This is a genomic window from Cryobacterium roopkundense (assembly GCF_014200405.1).
Taxonomy (GTDB): domain Bacteria; phylum Actinomycetota; class Actinomycetes; order Actinomycetales; family Microbacteriaceae; genus Cryobacterium; species Cryobacterium roopkundense.
On record NZ_JACHBQ010000001.1, the window covers coordinates 786,044 to 805,646 of the forward strand.

The 19,603-nt window shown below is 65.6% G+C and carries 12 protein-coding genes; 10 read left to right on the forward strand and 2 right to left on the reverse strand.

Annotation, left to right across the window (positions count from 1 at the left end; all coding sequences use genetic code 11):
* Window positions 1-63: 63 nt before the first annotated feature.
* Window positions 64-1,212, reverse strand: a complete 1,149-nt coding sequence (locus BJ997_RS03740; RefSeq protein WP_152602258.1) for a N(5)-(carboxyethyl)ornithine synthase — start codon at window positions 1,210-1,212, stop codon at window positions 64-66.
* Window positions 1,213-1,312: 100 nt separating this feature from the next.
* Between BJ997_RS03740 and BJ997_RS03745 the strand changes: the two genes are divergently transcribed.
* From BJ997_RS03745 to BJ997_RS03765, 5 genes are all read left to right on the forward strand, one after another.
* Window positions 1,313-2,278, forward strand: a complete 966-nt coding sequence (locus BJ997_RS03745) for an aldo/keto reductase (protein ID WP_035837611.1) — start codon at window positions 1,313-1,315, stop codon at window positions 2,276-2,278.
* A 63-nt stretch (window positions 2,279-2,341) separates the two neighbouring features.
* Entirely contained in the window at window positions 2,342-2,953 is a 612-nt protein-coding gene (locus tag BJ997_RS03750; RefSeq protein WP_052542411.1) for a TetR/AcrR family transcriptional regulator, read from the forward strand.
* 8 nt (window positions 2,954-2,961) lie between these two features.
* The gene (locus BJ997_RS03755; protein WP_035837613.1) at window positions 2,962-4,695 is read left to right on the forward strand and encodes an ABC transporter ATP-binding protein; all 1,734 of its coding nucleotides are present in this window, start codon (window positions 2,962-2,964) and stop codon (window positions 4,693-4,695) included.
* Window positions 4,692-6,656: an ABC transporter ATP-binding protein gene (locus tag BJ997_RS03760; protein ID WP_035837614.1), complete on the forward strand. Its 1,965-nt coding sequence runs from the start codon at window positions 4,692-4,694 to the stop codon at window positions 6,654-6,656. Before BJ997_RS03755 ends, BJ997_RS03760 begins: the two co-directional genes overlap by 4 nt.
* 110 nt (window positions 6,657-6,766) lie before the next feature.
* A complete protein-coding gene (locus BJ997_RS03765) occupies window positions 6,767-8,002 on the forward strand; it encodes a DUF4192 domain-containing protein (protein ID WP_052542412.1) in 1,236 nt (411 codons plus the stop codon).
* On the opposite strand, the gene BJ997_RS03770 is transcribed toward BJ997_RS03765, so the two are convergent.
* Window positions 8,003-8,491: an Lrp/AsnC family transcriptional regulator gene (locus tag BJ997_RS03770; protein ID WP_035837615.1), complete on the reverse strand. Its 489-nt coding sequence runs from the start codon at window positions 8,489-8,491 to the stop codon at window positions 8,003-8,005.
* Window positions 8,492-8,590: 99 nt separating this feature from the next.
* Between BJ997_RS03770 and BJ997_RS21895 the strand changes: the two genes are divergently transcribed.
* The 5 genes from BJ997_RS21895 to BJ997_RS03795 all read left to right on the forward strand — a co-directional run bounded on the left by BJ997_RS21895 (window position 8,591) and on the right by BJ997_RS03795 (window position 19,602).
* A complete protein-coding gene (locus tag BJ997_RS21895; RefSeq protein ID WP_052542413.1) occupies window positions 8,591-9,733 on the forward strand; it encodes an FHA domain-containing protein in 1,143 nt (380 codons plus the stop codon).
* Between the two features lie 51 nt (window positions 9,734-9,784).
* On the forward strand, window positions 9,785-10,618 hold the full coding sequence (locus tag BJ997_RS03780) for a PP2C family protein-serine/threonine phosphatase (protein WP_035837617.1): 834 nt from the start codon (window positions 9,785-9,787) through the stop codon (window positions 10,616-10,618).
* 120 nt (window positions 10,619-10,738) lie between these two features.
* The gene (locus BJ997_RS03785) at window positions 10,739-12,040 is read left to right on the forward strand and encodes an ISL3 family transposase (protein WP_183323255.1); all 1,302 of its coding nucleotides are present in this window, start codon (window positions 10,739-10,741) and stop codon (window positions 12,038-12,040) included.
* 141 nt (window positions 12,041-12,181) lie between these two features.
* Complete coding sequence (locus BJ997_RS03790; RefSeq protein ID WP_035836412.1) at window positions 12,182-13,669, forward strand: serine/threonine-protein kinase; 1,488 nt, start codon at window positions 12,182-12,184, stop codon at window positions 13,667-13,669.
* Window positions 13,666-19,602: an Ig-like domain-containing protein gene (locus tag BJ997_RS03795; RefSeq protein WP_035836411.1), complete on the forward strand. Its 5,937-nt coding sequence runs from the start codon at window positions 13,666-13,668 to the stop codon at window positions 19,600-19,602. The genes BJ997_RS03790 and BJ997_RS03795 overlap by 4 nt, the downstream gene beginning before the upstream one ends.
* Window position 19,603 lies beyond the last annotated feature (1 nt).

Consider the following 19,603-nt stretch of genomic DNA (forward strand, 5'->3'; position numbering starts at 1 on the left):
ACTGGCGGAATTCGGACATCGGTGCGCTAGCCGCTCGGGTCGGGGCTGTGGAGGAGGAGAGCCTCAGGCGATGGCGTGCGGGAAGGCGGCTGTGCGGCCCTGAAACTCGAGGATGGCCGTGTTCTGGATGACGCCGCCCTGGATCTCGATGGCTCGACGCACGGTCTCGTTGCCGGCCCAGGTATCCGCGCCACCGAGCACGTCCTCGAGGTACGGCAGGAGTGCCTCGCTGATCACCCAGCTGGCTGAGTTCCACAGGTACGACGGGCTGTGGTCCACGGCGTAGTACGTCACGTTGTCTCCCACGATGAATGTCGGGTTCGTGAACGTGGTCGGCCTGGCCCAGCTGAAGCCCATGCCCTCGTCGCAGGACACGTCGACGATGAGCGACCCGGACCTGAGGTGGGACACGTCGGCCTCGTCGAGATAGGTGAGCGGCGCATTCGGGTCCTGCAGCACGCAGTTGACGATCACGTCGCGCTCGGCGAGGAACGGGGCGAGGGGCATCGCGCCGGAGTCGGTCAGCACCGAACTTCGACCCGGGTTCGCGGCGTCGTGTTCGATCCGAGCGATTTGCACGATGTGCGCGGAGTGGATGGGGGAGCTAACCGCCGCCACGTCGCGGTTGGTCAGCACGCTCACGTCGTGCACGCCCTGGGCGTTGAGCGCAGTGACGGCGCCACGCGCCGTCGCGCCGAAGCCGATCACCACGGCGCTGAGCCGACGGCCGTAGTCGCCGGTCACGCCCATGAGCGAGAAGGAGTGCAGAATCGAGGAGTAGCCGGCGAGTTCGTTGTTCTGGTGGAACACGTGCAGGTCGTAGTCGCCGGAAGCGGTCCAGTGATTCATCGCCTCGAACGCGATGAGCGTGAGCTTCTTGTTGATCGCGACCTGCGTGAGTGCCGGGTCCTGCACGCAGTGCGGCCAGCCCCACAAGACCTGGCCGTCGCGAAGCTGCTGCACATCGGCGAGCAGCGGCTTGGCGAGCAGAATCACGTCGCACTCGGCGATGAGCTCGTCGCGCGTGCGCAGCCCGCCAATGAGCGTGGCGAGGCGCTCGTCGCTCACGCCGAACGGCTCGCCGTAGCCGTGTTCGAGGAAGATGCCGGACCGGGCCTCCGCAGAGATTCGGTCCAAATGCAGCGGATGTATCGGCAACCGACGTTCGTTCGGCTTGCCCGATCGTGCCATCACACCCAGCGTCAAACGCATCCGCGATTCCTCTTTTCCCATGCCCGGTTGGTACCCATCCTGTCTAGCACACGGCCAGTGGGGAAATCGCGTTGGGCGGAGTGCCGCTTAGTGTGGTCACATGGCTCAGATTGAATATCGCAGACTCGGCAACTCAGGACTCACCGTCTCCACGATCGGACTCGGGTGCAACAACTTTGGGCGTGCGGGCACCGCTACCCAGACTCAGGAAGGCACGAATGCCGTGATCGACGCGGCCATCGGCGCGGGTGTGACCCTGTTCGACACTGCCGACATCTACGGGGCCGAACGCGGCCAGAGCGAAACCCTGATGGGCCATGCACTTCAGGGCAAGCGCGACCAGATCGTGCTGGCGACGAAGTTCGGCATGGACATGGGCGGTGCGAACGGGCCCGACTGGGGCGCGCGTGGATCGCGTCGTTACATCCGGCTGGCCGTCGAGGCGTCGCTGCGCCGCCTGCAGACGGACTGGATCGACCTGTACCAGCTGCACGTGCCCGATGCCTCGACTCCCATCGAGGAGACCCTCTCGACCCTCGACGACCTGATCGCAGAGGGAAAGATTCGCTACATCGGACACTCCAATCTGGCCGGCTGGCAGATCGCCGAAGCCGAATTCACCGCGCGGCTGCACGGGCACCCCCGATTCATCTCGAGCCAGAACGAGTACAGCCTGCTGGTGCGCGACGCGGAGGACGAGGTTCTGCCGGCCGTGAACGCCTATGGGCTCGGATTCCTGCCGTTCTTCCCGCTCTACAACGGCCTGTTCACGGGCAAATTCTCCCGGTCGGGCGGCCCGGCGGACAGTCGGATCATGATGATCCGCCCGCACCTGGTCGAGAACGCTCCCTGGGACACGATCGAGCGCTACCAGGCCTGGTGTGACGAACGAGGCGTCACCATGTTGGCGGCGACCATGGCCTGGCTGCTCGCCCAGCCCAGCCTCACGAGCGTGATCGCCGGCGCGACCCGGCCCGAACAGATCGAACAGAACGCGACGGCAGCCACGAGCTGGAAGCCTTCGGCCGAGGAAGTCGCCTTTATCTCGGAACTCTTCGCCGCATAATTCCCGGCTCGGGGCACTGCGTACACCCTTGTGAGTGAGCGCTCACTCAGTTAGAGTTCTCGAGTGATCGAGAAATCCCTGCGCGCCCCGGCTCTGTCTGTCGAAGACCGCCAGTCCATGCTGATCGACGCCGTGACGCCGTTGCTGGCCGAACACGGCCAGTCCGTGACGACGCGCCAAATCGCCGAGTGCGCGGGGGTGGCCGAGGGCACCATCTTTCGCGCCTTCGGCAGCAAGGACGAACTCATCCAGGCTGCCGTCGACCGGCAGCTGGACCCTGAACCGTTTCGCGTCAAACTGCGGGCCATCGACGCCTCCCAGTCGCTCGAGGTGAAGGTGCGCGCCATTGTCGTGCTCATGCGCGAGCGGTTCACGACTGTCTTCACGTTGATGACGGCACTTGGCCGCATGGGAGCGCCCCATCGCCACGACCCGCGCCATGATTTCACCGAGATTCTTGGTCAGGCACTCGCACCCGACTTCGAGCGGCTGAACTTCGGTCCCGAGCGGGCCGCCCAGATCATACGCATGGTCGCGCTCGCGGCATCCGTTCCCCAGATCCGGGTCGGAGCCGAATTCGATGCCGACGAGCTGACCACGCTGCTGCTCTACGGATTGATCGGCGTCGCGACCGACACCTCGGCATCACCCGTTCACAGCTCCGTCAGCGCCTAGAAGGCCACATGTTGTGGAAATTGCTCATGCGGTACCTGCGACCCTACGGCCGGTTGCTGCTCTTGGTCGTCCTGTTCCAGTTGGCGCAGTCGATCGCGTCGTTGTTCTTGCCCACCCTGAACGCCGACATCATCGACGAAGGAGTCGCGACCGGCGACACCGCGTACATACTCCGGGTGGGAGGCCTCATGCTGCTGATAACGTTCGCGCAGATCCTCTGCGCCATAGCGGCGGTCTACGTCGGGGCCAAGGTCGCCATGAAGGTGGGCCGCGACCTGCGCGGTGCCGTGTTCACGCGCGTCGGCGAATTCTCCGAGCAGGAGGTGACGCACTTCGGAGCGCCGTCGCTGATCACGCGCTCCACGAACGATGTGCAGCAGGTGCAGATGCTGGTGCTCACGACGTGCACGATGCTCGTCTCCGCGCCGATCCTGTGCATCGGCGGCGTGATCATGGCCATCCGTCAGGACGTGCAGCTGTCCTGGCTCATCGCCGTGAGCGTGCCGATTCTGCTTGTGGCAGTCGGCCTCATCATCATGCGCATGATTCCACTGTTTCGCAAAATGCAGACCCGCATCGATACCGTCAACCGTGTGCTGCGGGAACAGCTCACCGGCATTCGCGTGGTTCGCGCATTCGTGCGAGAAGACGTCGAGACCGAACGATTCGGCGTCGCAAACCAAGAGGTGACGGATGTCGCGCTGAGCTCCGGACGACTGATGGCGCTCATGTTCCCGATCGTGATGCTCGTGCTGAACGTGTCGAGTGTTGCCGTGATCTGGTTCGGTTCCTTCCGCATCCAGGACGGTTCGATGCAGGTCGGTACCCTGATCGCGTTCCTGAGCTATCTCATGCAGATTCTGATGGCCGTCATGATGGCCACGTTCATGGCGATCATGATTCCGCGTGCCGCCGTATCGGGGGACCGCATCAGTGAAGTTCTCGACAGGCATTCGAGCGTCGTGCCGCCGGTCAACCCGGTGAACGAGACGACGGGACGCGGTGAGATCGAGTTGCTCGATGTGAGCTTCGCCTACCCCGGCGCCGAACAGCCCGTGCTCAGCAACGTGAGTTTCATTGCCCGTGCCGGGCAAACCACTGCCATCATCGGCAGCACGGGTTCCGGCAAGACTACCCTGGTTAACCTGTTGCCGCGCCTCTTCGACGTGACGAGCGGCTCGGTTCTCGTGGACGGGATTAACGTGCGTGACCTGAACCCCGACCTGCTGTGGGGCAATGTCGGCCTCGTGCCGCAGAAGCCGTACCTGTTTTCGGGAACCGTGCGCAGCAATCTGCTTTACGGCAAACCGGATGCGAGCGAGGCGGAACTGTGGCAGTCGCTGACGACAGCTCAGGCCGCCGGCTTCGTGCGCGACATGGACGGCGGGCTCGACGCGCCCATTTCGCAGGGCGGCACCAACGTGTCAGGTGGCCAGCGGCAGCGCCTCGCCATCGCCCGCGCGCTCGTCCGACGTCCTCAGCTCTACATCTTCGACGATTCCTTCTCCGCCCTCGACTTGGCAACGGATGCCCGCCTGCGCGCGGCCCTCACACAGAACGTCGCCGGAGCAACCATGATCTTCGTTGCCCAACGCGTGTCGAGCATCATCGAAGCCGACCAGATCCTCGTGCTCGAGGGCGGACGCATCGTGGGCAGGGGAACGCATTCCGAACTGCTCGACACCAATGCGACCTATCAGGAAATCGTCGCGTCCCAGTTGACTGCGGAGGAAGCAACATGAGCGACTCGAGCACGAAAGACACTCCGCCGCCTCGTCCCCCACGCGGGCACGGCCCCTTCGGGGGCATGAACCTGCCCGCCGAAAAGTCACAGAATTTCACCGCATCAGGCAAACGACTGCTCGGCAAGCTGCGCCCAGAGCGGCTCTGGCTCGGCCTCGTTTTCGTGCTCGCGATCATCAGCGTGACGTTCGCCGTTCTCGGGCCGCGGCTGCTCGGCGAAGGAACCAACCTCATCTTCTCCGGCGTGGTGTCAAAGTCGTTGCCCGCTGGGGAGACCCAGGCGCAGGTGACAGACCAACTGCGGGCTGCTGGAAACTCCAGCCAGGCCAACATGCTCAGCGGAATGACGCTGACCCCCGGGCTCGGGATCGACTTCGCGATGCTGTCGACGGTGCTGTTCTGGGCGCTGGCGCTCTACGTGCTGTCGTCCGTTTTCAGTTGGCTGCAGGCGTTCGTGCTCAACGGAATCGTGCAGCGCACGATCTACCGCCTGCGCGAAGAGATCGAAGCGAAGATCAACCGCCTGCCGCTGAACTACTTTGACTCGAGGCAGCGCGGCGACCTGTTGAGCCGTGTGACGAATGACGTGGACAACATCTCGCAGAGCCTGCAGCAGACCCTCAGCCAGGCGGTGACCAGCCTGCTGACCGTTGTGGGTGTCATCGTGATGATGGTGCTGCTGTCGCCGCTGCTCGCGCTCATCGCCCTCGTCACCGTGCCTCTGACTCTGGTGATCACGATGGTCATCGCCAAACGCTCGCAGAAGCTGTTTGTGGCGCAGTGGAAGCACACCGGAGAACTCAACGGCCACATCGAAGAAACCTTCACGGGACACGCTCTGGTCAAGGTGTTCGGTCGTCAGCGAGAGGTCGAGCAGCGCTTCGCCTCCAAAAACGACGAGCTTTACAGCGCGAGCTTCGGTGCACAATTCATCACCGGCCTGATTATGCCGGCGATGACGTTTATCGGCAATCTCGTGTACGTGGCGATTGCGGTTGTCGGCGGTCTGCAGGTGGCGTCTGGTGCCATGCAGCTCGGCGATGTGCAGGCGTTCATCCAATACTCCCGGCAGTTCACGCAGCCCCTCGCTCAACTGGGCTCGATGGCGAATCTGCTGCAGTCCGGTGTCGCGTCGGCCGAGCGGGTGTTCGAACTGCTCGATGCCGATGAGCAAAGCGCCGACCCGGAACCGGCGGAGTCACCGTCCGAGGTTCAGGGTCGCCTCATCTTCGAAAACGTGTCGTTCAGCTATACCGAAGACAACCCGCTCATCCAGGACCTCAGCCTCGTGGCGGAACCCGGCCAGACCGTGGCGATCGTGGGCCCGACGGGTGCCGGCAAGACCACACTTGTGAACCTGATGATGCGCTTCTACGAGATCGATTCGGGGCGCATCCTGCTCGATGGCATCGACGTGGCTCGGATGACCAGGGATGATCTGCGTGGCCGGATGGGTATGGTGCTTCAGGACACCTGGCTGTTCGGCGGTACGATCCGGGAGAACATCGCCTATGGCCGTCCGGGCGCCACGGAAGAGGAGATCCTCGCTGCCGCCACGGCTACGTATGTCGACCGGTTCGTGCACAGCCTGCCCGACGGCTACGACACCGTGCTCGCTGACGACGGCAGCAATGTCAGCGCCGGCGAGATGCAGTTGCTCACGATCGCACGGGCGTTCCTCGCCAGGCCGAGCGTGCTCATCCTCGACGAGGCGACCAGCTCCGTCGACACGCGCACAGAAGTGCTCGTACAACAGGCGATGAGCGCGCTGCGCGCCGAGCGCACGAGCTTTGTGATCGCGCATCGGCTCTCGACGATTCGCGACGCCGACCTGATCCTTGTGATGGACTCCGGCCGCATCGTCGAACAGGGAACCCACGCGGCGCTGCTCGCTGCGGGCGGGGCGTACCACGCCCTGTACGCTGCGCAGTTTGCTGCTCCGGTCTCGGACGAGGTCTAAGGCTCTCCGGCTCGGTCGGCTCGTTGTCCACAGGCCGCCCTCCGGCTGAGTTCTGCACAGATTGGCCGTCAGGCACCCACAGACCGGGGCAGGGCGGCCACAGTGTTCGCATGCAGCCGACAATCGTCAAGACCAGGAAAGCCCATGACTTCCTGGCACTCGTTCCCCAGCTCGTCGGGTTTCGTCCCGAACGGAGCATGGTTCTCGTTGCCTTCCGGGGCAATCGCACCTGTGGTGCGCTCCGATTCAACCTTCCAGACCCCGACGCGCCCACACAGGTGTACAAGCGCATTGCCACCACGTTGGTGGGTGTTCTCTGCAAGATCCCGGGCGTAGACGCTGTGGTTCCGGTCGCCTATACTGACGAGTCGTTCTCGGCCGTCAGGGGACTACCCCACGAGAATTTCGTGGACTGTCTCGTGAAGCGTGCTGAGATGAGCGGTTTTCTCGTTCGCGACGCCCTCTGCGTTGCCGCGGATGCCTGGGGCTCCTACCTCGACCCGAACTGCCCCGCACGTGGGCGCACGCTGGACGAGATCACATCGTCCCCGGTGTGTGAGGAGATTCCCGCCGCGCATCGGCTCGGGCTGGCCACCGTGCAGAGCGGAGCCGAACTCCCGCGCGTCGCGCCGGTCGTGCGAAACCACGTGCTGCAGGCCTATCGGCGGTACCAGCGATTGGATCTTAGGGATGCTCGGCAGGAGGCGCTCGTTCAGGCGGTGGGCGAGGTTCTCGACCCCGTCGACATCGCCGAGGAGGCGCTCACGTGGAGCGCGACTGAGCCGGACCCAGCGGACGTGGCCCGCTTGCTGTTCGTCGTGCAGAGCCCGGCGTACCGCGACCAGGTGATGGTGCAATTCGCGTTCGGTCGGGAAGTCGGGCGTCAGGCCTATCAGGTGAATCAGGCGTACCTTCACCGTCGGCGGTCGACAGGCCGGAGCCTCGATGACCTCGTTGCGGAGGAATTCGAGTCCGGGGAGAATCCCGAGGCGTGGCGGATCAGCGACCTGTTGCTCGGGCAAAACGAGGACCGGCCGGATCCGCTCCGCATCGAACGGGCCATTTCTCTTCTCAAGTATGTCGCCGCGAGCGCACCGCGTCGGAACCGACCAGCCCCGCTCTGCATGCTGTCGTGGCTGTCGTGGACGCTCGGTCGTGGCTCGGTGGCGGGCCTCCTCGTGGAACAGGCCCTGGCGATTGATTCGACCTACCCAATGGCCACCCTGCTCAATACCCTCCTGGGCACAGGCACGTTGCCGGACTGGGCATTCTCGGTGCCGACTGACGATGTGCAGCATGAGGTCGTGCAGTCGGACGAGCACCCGCCCGGGGTGCCGGAGAAGTGATCACTGCTCGCCGAGGGCCCAAGCATGGAACTGCGAACGCATCTTGAGGTACACGAACGTCTCGGTAGACACGACTCCGGTCAGGGTGCGTATCTGCGAGTTGAGCACCTCCAGCAGTGCTTCGTCGTCCTCGCAGATCACCTCGGCGAGAATATCGAACGAGCCCGCTGTGAGCACGACGGCGCCGACCGCTGACAGGTGGGCCAGTTGATCGGCGATCACTCGAGTGTCACCGCTCGCCGTGATGCCGATCATGGCCCGCCGGTCAAAGCCCAGTTGGTCGGGATTGATCACGGCCACGACCTGCACGACCCCTGCCTCGGTGAGTTTCTGCACGCGCTGCCGAACGGCGGCCTCACTCAGGCCGACGGCCTTGCCGATCTCGGCGTAGGAGCGGCGTCCGTCGATCTGTAACTGCTCGATGATACGTCGCGATAGTCCGTCGAGCTGCGTGGGTTGGTCAGAGTGCGCGCTCGCGGCAGATGTCATGGTCCGAGTCTGGCAAGGTAGTCGCCGGGCGACAAGGGGCGGGCGGCACGGTGCTGGTAAATCTCGCCGAGGAGAGCACATACTGGAAGGGTGAGTGCTGTGACGGAAAAGACAACGCCGAACGGAACCGGCGGCCGTGTGGGCTGTGTGCTCTGGCCGGGCTCCGCGCCGGAGTGGACGTTCGTGGTGGGGCGGCGGTTCGTCGCCGCGGTACCCGTCGAGGCGGGCGCATCCGTGCTGGAAGCTTTGCACCAACTCGACGATTCTTCTGCTCCATTCTGCATCGACGATGTGCTGGCTCTTCCTGAACTCGGGCACGGGGCCCGCCTCGCGAGCCTGGTCGTCGCGGTTCCTGAGGACTCGGCGGCGCCCGACGGCGCTCCCGTGTCGGTTTTCGTGCGAGGACCCATCGTGATCGATCTCTTTTCGGTCGGCGGATCTCGCCGCATTTCCGACGGTGGTCTGGAGCAGGGGCTCCGCGCCGACTTCCAAGCCGTCACCGGATTCGTCATCGGGTCGGCGCTCGTGGCGCGGGTGCATCCCGATGAACTTGAATCGGGCCAGGCCATCGGGCTCGGTGCTATCTCCGGGAGCGCCCTGTTCTGGTCGGAAGAGCACACGTTTCAAGCGCACGCGCCAGTCCAGGCAGCGGCTTCCCCCGGCCCGCTGGCGGTGCTCGGCGACATCCGCTCGCCCGCACCCGCACCCGCACCCGCACCCGCACCCGCGCCCGATATCGAGTTCGGGTTCGGGTTCGGCGACACTGTGCTGCGGCCACCGCTCTCGCCCGGTCGGGACCGTGCACAGGGGGAACGTCACCGGGACGCCGACACCGTCATGCGTCCCTCGGCCCGCACGTCACGGCCGGGACAGCCGATGACTCCGGCCGACGCACCGAAACCCCTCGCACGATACGGGTTTCGACTTCCCGATGGATCGGAACGGCGGTTGGATGCCGTCTACCGACTAGGGCGGCGCCCGGTGCCCTCGCGGGTCGATGACGGGAGCCCGTCGCGGTTGATCACCATCTCCTCACAGACCTCGGCGGTCTCGGGCACCCACCTCGAAATTCGTCAGGACGGCGATTCAGTCGTGGTCACTGACGTAGGCTCGACGAACGGCACACTGGTACTTCCTCCACGCGGACGTCGGCAGCGTCTGCGCGCCGGACAGTCGCTCGCGGTGCGTCCCGGTACCCGGGTCGACATTGGGGACGGTAATATCATCGAAGTCACCCGATGAACCTGGAGCACCGCTCATTCTCCGCAGATTCGACGTTGGAAGGCATCACCCGTGACCCAGATTGGTCAAAGCTCAACCGAATTCACGGTTGAGATGCCCGCCACACGCGCCACTGTCACCCTCGCCTGGGCGGCGCTCACAGATGTGGGCCACCGTCGCGAAGTGAATGAAGACAGCGTTCTCGTCGGAGCTCCCATTTTTGCGGTTGCCGATGGCATGGGCGGTCACTCCGCCGGAGACGTAGCGAGTGCTGCAGTGGTCACGCGCCTCGCCGAGCATGTCGGAAAACCCGGGCTCGATGCGCAGTCCATCGACGCGGCACTCGGCCAAGCCGTTGAAGACATGAAGACCGGCCCCGGAGTCACCGACCAGGGAACGGGCACGACCGTCACGGGTGTCGCGCTCGCCGCGGTGTCGGGCAAGCCCAGCTGGATCGTGTTCAATATCGGCGACTCTCGCGTTTACCAACTCAACGCCGGTGTTCTCGAACAAGTCACGACCGACCATTCAGTGGTGCAGGAACTCTTCGATGCCGGACGCATCACCCGGGAGGAAGCCGAGGTGCACCCGCACGGCAACATCATCACCCGCGCGGTGGGCTTCCACGAACCGCCCATTCCCGACTACCGCATACTTCCCCTGCAGGCGGGGATGCGCATCCTGGTGTGCTCAGACGGACTGTCGAAGGAAATCACGTCGTACGGTATCCGGCATTTTCTGATGTCGCACCCCAAGGTCGCGGACGCTGCCGACGCGCTCGTGGAGGCCGCGCTGGACAACGGCGGCCGTGACAATGTGACCGTGATCGTGTTGGACGTTCTCAGCGTCGCAGAAGCGCCCGCGACCATCGACGATCTCCTGAACGCAAGCGGCGGCAAAAACTAAGTTTTACCGGCTCTCCTGACGTAACCGTGGGTCGTTTCCGAGCGCCTTAACGAGTGCACGCCGCTCTCCGCCTAGGTTTCTAACTGACAAAGGTAAGAAACACAGGGACGAGAAAACGGCGTGCAAAACTTAACACTATGGCGAACTCTGCTCGGAGTCGACAAGACAGTTGTCGAGGCAGTGGATCTCGACATGGAGACGGGCATTCTGGTCGCGTCGGTGCGTCCGACGGCGTCGATGCGGAACCGTTGCGGGTCCTGCCGGAAGCGCTGCCCCCGCTACGACGCTGGTGAGGGTCGGCGGCGCTGGCGATCACTGGATGCTGGCTCGGTGCAGGTCCAGTTGGAAGCTGCGGCGCCGCGGGTGAGGTGCGGTGTTCACGGCGTGACCGTCGCCGCCGTGCCGTGGGCTCGGCATCAAAGCGGACACACGCTGTTCTTCGACGACCAAGTCGCGTGGCTGGCCACGCAAACATCCAAAACGGCGATCACGGTGTTGATGCGCATCGCGTGGCGCACCGTCGGCGCGATCATCACCCGGGTCTGGGCAGACACGGAGAAGCAATTCGACCAGTTCGCCGACCTCACCCGGATCGGTATCGACGAAATCAGCTACAAACGCGGCCACAAGTATTTGACGTGTGTCGTGGACCACGATTCCGGCCGCCTCATCTGGGCAGCACCGGGCCAGGACAAGGCCACCCTCGCGACGTTCTTCGACGCGCTGGGGCCGGAGCGCTCGGCGATGATCACGCATGTTTCCGCGGACGGCGCAGCCTGGATCGCCACTGTCGTCAAGGAACGAGCCCCTAACGCCGTTCGTTGCGCCGACCCGTTCCATGTCGTGAAATGGGCCACGGAGGCCCTCGATGAGGTCCGCCGAGCCGCGTGGAACGACGCCCGCAAAGCCGCCCGGCACAACGAGGCCGGACGAGGCCGTGGCCGACCTCCAACCGGAGCGCCGGCCCGCCCGGATAGCGCCCGGGCCATGGGCATCAAGAACTGCCGATACGCGCTCTGGAAGAACCCGGAGAACCTCACCGAGAAGCAACAAGCGAAGCTCGCCTGGATCGTGCAGACCGACCCGCGGCTGGCCCGCGCTTACTACCTGAAGGAAGGCCTCCGTGTCATCTTCAAACTGCCTCTCGACGAAGCGACTGAAGCGCTGGACAAATGGGTCAGCTGGGCCCGCCGCTGCCGAATCCCATCCTTCGTGAAACTACAGAGAAGCATCGTCAAACACCGCACCGCGATCCTGGCTTCCATCGAGCACGGCCTCTCAAACGGGCGGGTCGAATCCATGAACACCAAGATCCGCCTCATGACTCGCATCGCGTTCGGCTTCAAAGCACCCGACGCCCGCGTCGCCCTCGCGATGCTCAGCCTCGGCGGACACAAACCCGTACTTCCGGGCCGGGATTAACCCACGGAAGAGTCAGGAGAGCCGTTTTACCGGCGTAAATACTGCCAAGGTCTGCTTACAATAAAGGTAACGTTGCCGTTTTTGTAGCGGTACGGGGCCGGTGAATCGTGACTGGTCCACAGGACCAGCACGGAGGCGAACATGTCACGACGGCTACCGTCGACGGCGCCGTCGCTGCCTGGTTTCACGTACGTGCGGGCGCTCGGGTCGGGCGGGTTTGCGGACGTCTTCCTATTCGAGCAGAATCTGCCGCGACGCCCTGTCGCTGTCAAAGTGCTGCTTGCCGGAGTCGTCACCGACGAGGTACGCCAGCTGTTTCGCGCCGAGGCGAACGTGATGGCTCAACTGGGGTCACATCCGTCGATTCTCACCGTCTTCCAATCCAGTGTGTCCGCCGACGGCCGACCGTACCTGGTGATGGAATACTGCACGGCGAACCTGAGCCAGCGATACCGCTCTGAACAGCTCGCTGTGCCCGACGTACTTCGGATCGGAATCAAGATAGCCGGGGCGGTTGAAAGTGCGCACCGCACCGGGGTGCTCCATCGCGACATCAAGCCGTCCAACATTCTCATTACCGCATACGGGCATCCGGTACTCTCTGATTTTGGCATCGCCGCCACCCTGGCAGACGCTACAGGCGATAGCGCGTGTGCAGCCGGGGAGTCCGGTGCGGCAGGAGTGGGCATGTCGATTCCCTGGTCTGCGCCCGAGGTGCTGCGCGGTGAGGTGTCTGGTTCCATCGCCACGGAAGTGTGGGCGCTCGGAGCCACCCTGTACTCCCTGCTCGCCGGACGATCGCCGTTCGAGGTGCCCGGCGGTGACAACGAATCCGCAGCACTAATGGCTCGAATCTCGCGGGCCAGGGTGCCCCGCATCGACCGAGCGGACGTGCCGGCCCGACTCGACGAGATCCTGGCCAGGGCGATGCACCGCCGTTCGGACCATCGCCAGCTCAGCGTGCTGGAACTCATCCGAGAGCTGCAGTCGGTGGAGGCCGAGCTGGGCCTCGCACAGACGCCGCTCGAGGTGTCTGTCGACGATTGGGCGGCTGCCATTCCCGCCGATGCCAACGACCACACCCGGATCACCGGAACGGCCCTGTCCGCACGGGCGCCCGGCCGCCGCCGCGAGTCTCGCTCGGGTGCGCCCGCGACTCGAACCCGGGACAGCACCCGCGGCCGAACCGATCATTCTCGTCGCACCCCTGGAAACAATCGAAGTCAGACGTCCCTGACCGGCCGTCGTTCCGGCATCCACGATGGTCGTCGGCGGAGGACGACTATCGCGGTCCTCGTCGCGGCGCTTGTTCTGGTCGTGGGCATTGCAGGTGTGGCCGTCACACTCCTCGTGGGAAACGAATCCACGGGAATTCCGCGCGTGAGCGATGTCTCGGGGGCTTCCGAAGGGGGCACGATCGTGTTCCGTTGGACGGACCCCGGAGTGGAATCGAGTGACAACTACGTCGTGCAGCTGCGAAGCGGCGAGAAGAGCATCCAGCGCGGCACGGAGTTCGGTGTTGATCCGGGCGGAAGCGGCGCAGTGTGCGTCACCGTCACGGTCAACCGTTCGGGTGCGAGTGGGCAGCCGAGCGCCGAGAAATGCGTCGATCCCGTGGTGAACAGATGACGCGCTGGATTCGAGCCCATCGCTCCCTTCTCGCGGCCGTCCTGAGTTCCACGGTGATAGCGGCACTCGTTGCGACGGTGGCAATCGTCTCCGGCGGTTACCCGGCCCAGCGGCTGGATCTCGGTGACGCGGCAGTGTGGGTGACCAACGAGACCCGCCAGTCGATCGGTCGGGCGAACACTGCCGTGATGGAACTGAACACTGTGGTTGCCGCGGGCAGCGGCAGTCTCGATGTACTGCAGCAGGGGTCAACAGTTCTCGTGGTGGATCGGGGAAACAGCGCTGTCGACATCGTGGATTCGGCGACCGCGGAAATCGCGGGAAGTGTGCCGCTGCCCCCTGACTCCCCGACTGTGCTTCTCGGTGGCGACCGGGCGGTAGTGGAATCGAATGGTGATGTGTGGGTTATGCCGACGACCGAAGTCGACGGCTTCGATGCGCTCTCGACACCTACGGTCTCCTTTGGCGCCGGCACCGTGGTTTCCCTCGACGGTTCAGGTCTGTTGACGGCCTTCACCCCCGCCACCGGAGACCTCGTGCAGGTGGATACCCACACCGGCGTTCCGGTCGGAGAGACCGTTGCCCTCGGAACGGTCGCTCCAAGTACCCCGGGGGCCGGTCCGGTGGCCGAAACCGACCCGGGTGTGGGCGCAACTGATGACGCGTACCAACTGGCCAGCGTGGCGGGCCGCTGGACCCTGCTGAACGCGACCACTGGTCATCTGTTCCTGGCCGGGCGGGAGGAAGACCTGAACAGCGTGTCTGCCGATCTGGTCAATCCAGTGCTTCAGCAGGCCTCCGCGGCCGGGGACCGCGTGCTCGTGGCGGCCGAGTCAGGGCTTCTGCAGGTGCCGCTCGCCGGTGGGTCGTCCGTCTACCTCGTGACCGGACGAAACGCGCCGGCGGCGGCACCGGTATCCGTCGGCTCGTGCTCGTACGCGGCGTGGGCAGACGGAACGGCCTGGCGGGACTGTGGCCGGGACGGCGCCGACGAGGTCACTCTGACGGGCGTCGCGGCCTCTGCTCGGATGGAATTTCGGGTGAATGGCACAGGCGTCCTGCTCAATGACGCCCACAACGGAGCCGCCTGGGCTGTGCAGCAGGACAACGAGCTCATCGACAACTGGGCCGAACTGATTGACACAGAGCAGAGCGAGCAACGGGTCGAGGACAACACCCACGACACTCCGCCCACCTTCGAAGAGGTTCAGGTTGCCCCGGTGGCCATGGACGACGAATTCGGCGCACGACCGGGACGCTCGACCGTGCTGCCGGTGCTGCTCAACGACTACGACGCCAACGACGATGTGCTGATGATCTCCGAACTCAGCCCGGTTGAGGCGGCCCAGGGCCGCCTCGAGCTCATTGCCAACAACCAACAGGTGCAGCTCACTCTTCCCAGCGACGCGACGCCGGATTCCGGCCCGGTCACCTTCACGTATTCGATCACCGACGGCCGGGGCGGCACCGCCTCTGCCACCGTGACGGTGACGCCGCGCGGAGAGGACGAGAACTCACCGCCGGTGCAGACGCGCGCCACCCGGGCAACAGCCGAGGTCTCCGGTCAGGTCACCAGCCACGTACTGGGGGATTGGATGGACCCCGACGGAGATCCGTTCTACCTCGCCTCCGCGACCACGGCCGAGCCCGATCACGTGGGGTTCACGCCGGCGGGCGCCGTTACCTACACGGATTCAGGCGCCAGTGGCGCGGAGAGCCGTAACGTGGCGCTCTCGGTCTCCGACGGTCGCGGCCTCGGCACCGGAACCCTCGCCGTCTTCGTGCGTGCGGCGGGTACGGTGCCGGTCCTGACGGACTCCTTCTCCCTGTTGGCCACCGCAGGGGCTGAGCTCACAGTGCTTCCCCTCGAGCACGCGCGGGGCGGCTCCGGCCCGTTGCGCCTGAGCAGCGTGCCGGCCAAACCCGGTGTCACCATCACGCCGAACTGGGACGACGGCAGTTTCACCTTCTCGAGCAACGAGGTGGGCACCCACTACCTGCAATACGCCGTGACAGATGGCACCCAGACCGCCACCGGACAGGTGCGGGTCGAGGTTGCCGCCGCTGCCGACGTGGACAGCAAGCCGGTGACGGTGCCGCACAGCGCGTTCATCCGTGGCAGCCAGGCCACCCTTGTCGACGTGCTCGCGACCGATTTCGATCCGGCCGGCGGCGTGCTCCTCGTGACCGGAGTGACCGCGCCCGCCGACAGCGGTTTGCGAGTGGAGATACTCGAACAGCGGCTGCTGCGGGTGACGCTCACCCAACCGCTGGCCACGGGGTCCGTATCGTTCGGCTACCGCGTGAGCAATGGGCTCTTCGAAGCCGACGGCAGCGTCACGGTAATCGAGCTGCCCGCGGTGCTGCAAAAGCAGGCGCCGCGGGCACTGCCGGACACCGCCTCGGTGCGTGTGGGCGATGCCATCGACATCCCGGTTCTCGCCAACGACGAGCACCCGGATGGCGACGCGCTCACGCTGGATCCCGTGCTCACCACCGCCCTCCAGCCAGGGGCTGGGCTGCTCTTCACGTCTGGAAATACCCTCCGGTACCTCGCGCCGGACACGGCCGGCAACTACACCGCCGTGTACCGCGTCACGGCGCCGGACGGGCAATTCGCCAACGCCGAGGTGCGCATTCTGGTGCGAGAAGCGGATGCCGCCACCAACACTGCGCCGAAACCCGAGACCGTCACCGCGCGGGTCCTCGCCGGCGGCACGGTTCGTATCCCGATTCCCCTGAACGGGATCGACCCTGACGGCGACTCCGTGCAACTGCTCGGCCAAGAGACGAACCCCGGCAAGGGCGCCGTCACCGGCAACGACTCGGATTCGTTCGAGTACGTGGCCGGCGAGTACTCCGCCGGCACCGACACCTTCACCTACTCCGTCGTCGATGCGCTCGGCGCCCGCGCCACCGGAACGGTTCGGGTCGGAATCAGCGCCCGCCTCGACGGGGCACGCAACCCGATCGCCGCACCAGACGAGGCCTATGTGCGCCCGGGCAAGACGGTGTCCGTCCAGGTGCTCGCCAACGACTCTGACCCCGATGGCGGGGCCCTGAGCCTCGTGGCAGTGGAACAGAGCAATCCCGGAATAGACTCGGGCTCGGCCATGATCGCCGACCTCGTGATCGACGTGACGGCCCCGGACGCCGAGGGTCGGTTCGGTTTCATCTATGAGATCCAGAACGAGCGCGGCGGCACCAGTTCCAACTTCCTCACAGTCGTCGTGAGCACAGACGCTCCACGGTCGGTTCCGATCGCACGCGACACCCGGCTTACCCTCGGCGACATCCTCGATCGCCGCACCGTCGACGTGGACGTACTCGCCCAGGTCTTCTTCGCAGACGGACCCTCGACCGACCTCGACCTCGCCGTGCTGCCCGGATTCACGGAGCGTGCACTCGTCACGGCCGAGCAGCACCTTGAGGTGACGGTGACCGAGCGCAGCCAGATCATCCCGTTCTCAGTCACCCACCCGGACGACGCGGACATCACGTCTTTCGCGTTCGTCTGGGTGCCGGGTTTCAGGGACGCCCTTCCGCAACTGCGCGCATCCGCTCGGGCACTCACGGTGGCGAGCGAATCGACCCTCGCGATCGATATCAACGACTATGTCGTCGCCGTCGGAGGCAAACTCGTTCGCCTCGCCGACACCGGCACCGTGCGGGCCACGCACGCCGACGGGGCACCCCTCGCGACGACCGCCACCACCCTGGCCTTCACGAGTGTCGACCAGTACTACGGTCCGGCTTCGATCTCCTTCGAGGTAACGGACGGCACCAGCGCGAGCGATCCCGACGGGCGCAAGAACACTGTAGTGCTGCCCATCACGGTGACACCGCGCGACAACCAGCCACCAGCCTTTGATGGCGCCGTGATCGACTTCGAGCCGGAACAGACCAAGGTCATCGACTTGACCAAGCTCACGTCCTACCCCTATCCCGATGATCTCGGCGAACTGGCCTTCACTGTCTTGGAGCCCAAGCCGACGGGTTTCACCTGGTCGCTGACGGGTCACGAGCTCTCGCTCACCGCGCAGAATTCCACCCTGAAGGGAACCTCGAGCCCGATCCTGATCGGCGTGCGGGACAGCCTCGCCGGGGGGCAGTCCGGTCGTATCGACATGCGCGTCGTCGCGTCGACTCGCCCGAGGGCGCTTCCGGCAGCGGATGCCGCGATCGCGCCCCGGGGACAGACGACTGTTGTGGACGTGCTTGCCAATGATGAGGCCGCCAACCCGTTCCCCTCGGTTCCGCTGCGTGTGGTGGATGTGCGCGGGCTCGATGGCACAACCGTCCCGCCCGGGGTGAGCATCACGCCGAGCGCCGACTCGAGCCGGCTCAGCATCCGGGTTGCCGCCGATGCCGCGCCCACTGACACCACCCTGCAATACCAGGTGGCGGATGCCACGGGGGATCCGGACCGTTATGCCTGGGGGACCGTGCGCATCTCGGTCCAGGACGTTCCTCAGCCGGTGACCAACCTGAACGTCGCCGGTTTCGGCGATGGTTCCCTGGCCGTGACGTTCAACGCGGGCGCCGCCAACAACTCGGCGATCACCGGGTACGAGATCACCCTGCGCGACGCCGGTTCCGGTGCCGTCGTGGCTACGTCAGTGTGCGAGGCGACCTCCTGTCAGGTGTTCACGAGAGGCAACGGCCGGGGCAACGCCGTGCGCGTGTCGGTGGCAGCCCAGAACGCGAGAGGGGTATCCGTTGCCACCACCCTGCGCGGCGCCGTGTGGTCCGACGTCGTGCCGGCCGCACCGACCGGCCTGGCGGCGCTGCCCCTCGACGGCGGTCTGCGCATCAGCTGGGCGACAGTGGTCTCGGGCGGCGGCGGCACGGCTGTGCGGGGGTACGTCGTGACAGCCAACGGCCAGGCCCAGACCGAGGTGAGCGCCACCGGCGCGCGCTGCGGCGCGGGGCGCTGCAGCCTGGACGTCACGGGACTGACCAATGGCGCGAGCGTGGAGTACACGGTGAGCGCGCGCAACGATTCCCTGCCGGAGCTGTCGAATTGGGCCGAGTCGCGCTCTCAAGGCATTCCCTACGGGCCGCCCGCCGCCGGGGGAATCAGCGCGAGCGGCAGTGATGCGGACGGCACGGTGACGGTCAGTTGGAACGCCTTCGCCGATTCCGGCAGCCCCCTCGACGGGTACTTCGTTCAGCGGCTCGATCGTAACCAGCGGCCGTCCGGTGCCCAGGCCTGCTCAGTGTCCGCGCCGGCGCCCGGCACCGTCGAGGCCCCCGTGGCGGGCGGGATCGTCTCGGAGCAGCAGTCCACCTCAGGCACGACCACCTCCGCGTCCTTCGATGGCTTGGCCGGCGCGAACGGCCGCTACTTCTTCGTGGTCTGGGGCTACAACCGAGCCGGCTGCGTGGCGACCGATGTCGCGTCGGTGAGCCTGCGCGCCGATCCAGCCACTGCCCCGATCGTGCAGGGTGCGATGGGGTGGCGCGGGGACGCGTGGGACTACCAGATCACCGGTGTGAGCGCCGTACCCGGGGCCGATCGGTTCGACATCACCGTCGCCGGTGCCGACGCCCCGGTCGCCTTCGGCGGTGCCGGCTGGCCCAGAGAACTGCTCGGTGGAGCCTTTGGTTCCACTGTTGCCGTGCAGGTTCGAGGCTGCAACCAGTGGGGTGGCTGCGGGCCGTGGTCAGCGCCGACGACCGCGCCGGAGGCATCCGTTTCCCTCGCGGTGGGCGGGGTCGTCTACGACCACGCCCTCGGCCAGTTCTCGTGGACGAGCGACCCGGCCAACAACGGCGCCGCCGTGACCTACACGTGCGAGGTTCGCGACGCCGCCGAAACCGCCACGGCCGCCGATTCTCCCCGCACCTGCACACTCTCCGGCGTTCCACCCGCCGGCACGGTTCGGCTGACGGCCACCGTCAACTCTCACAGCTACGACTACGACAAGTGAA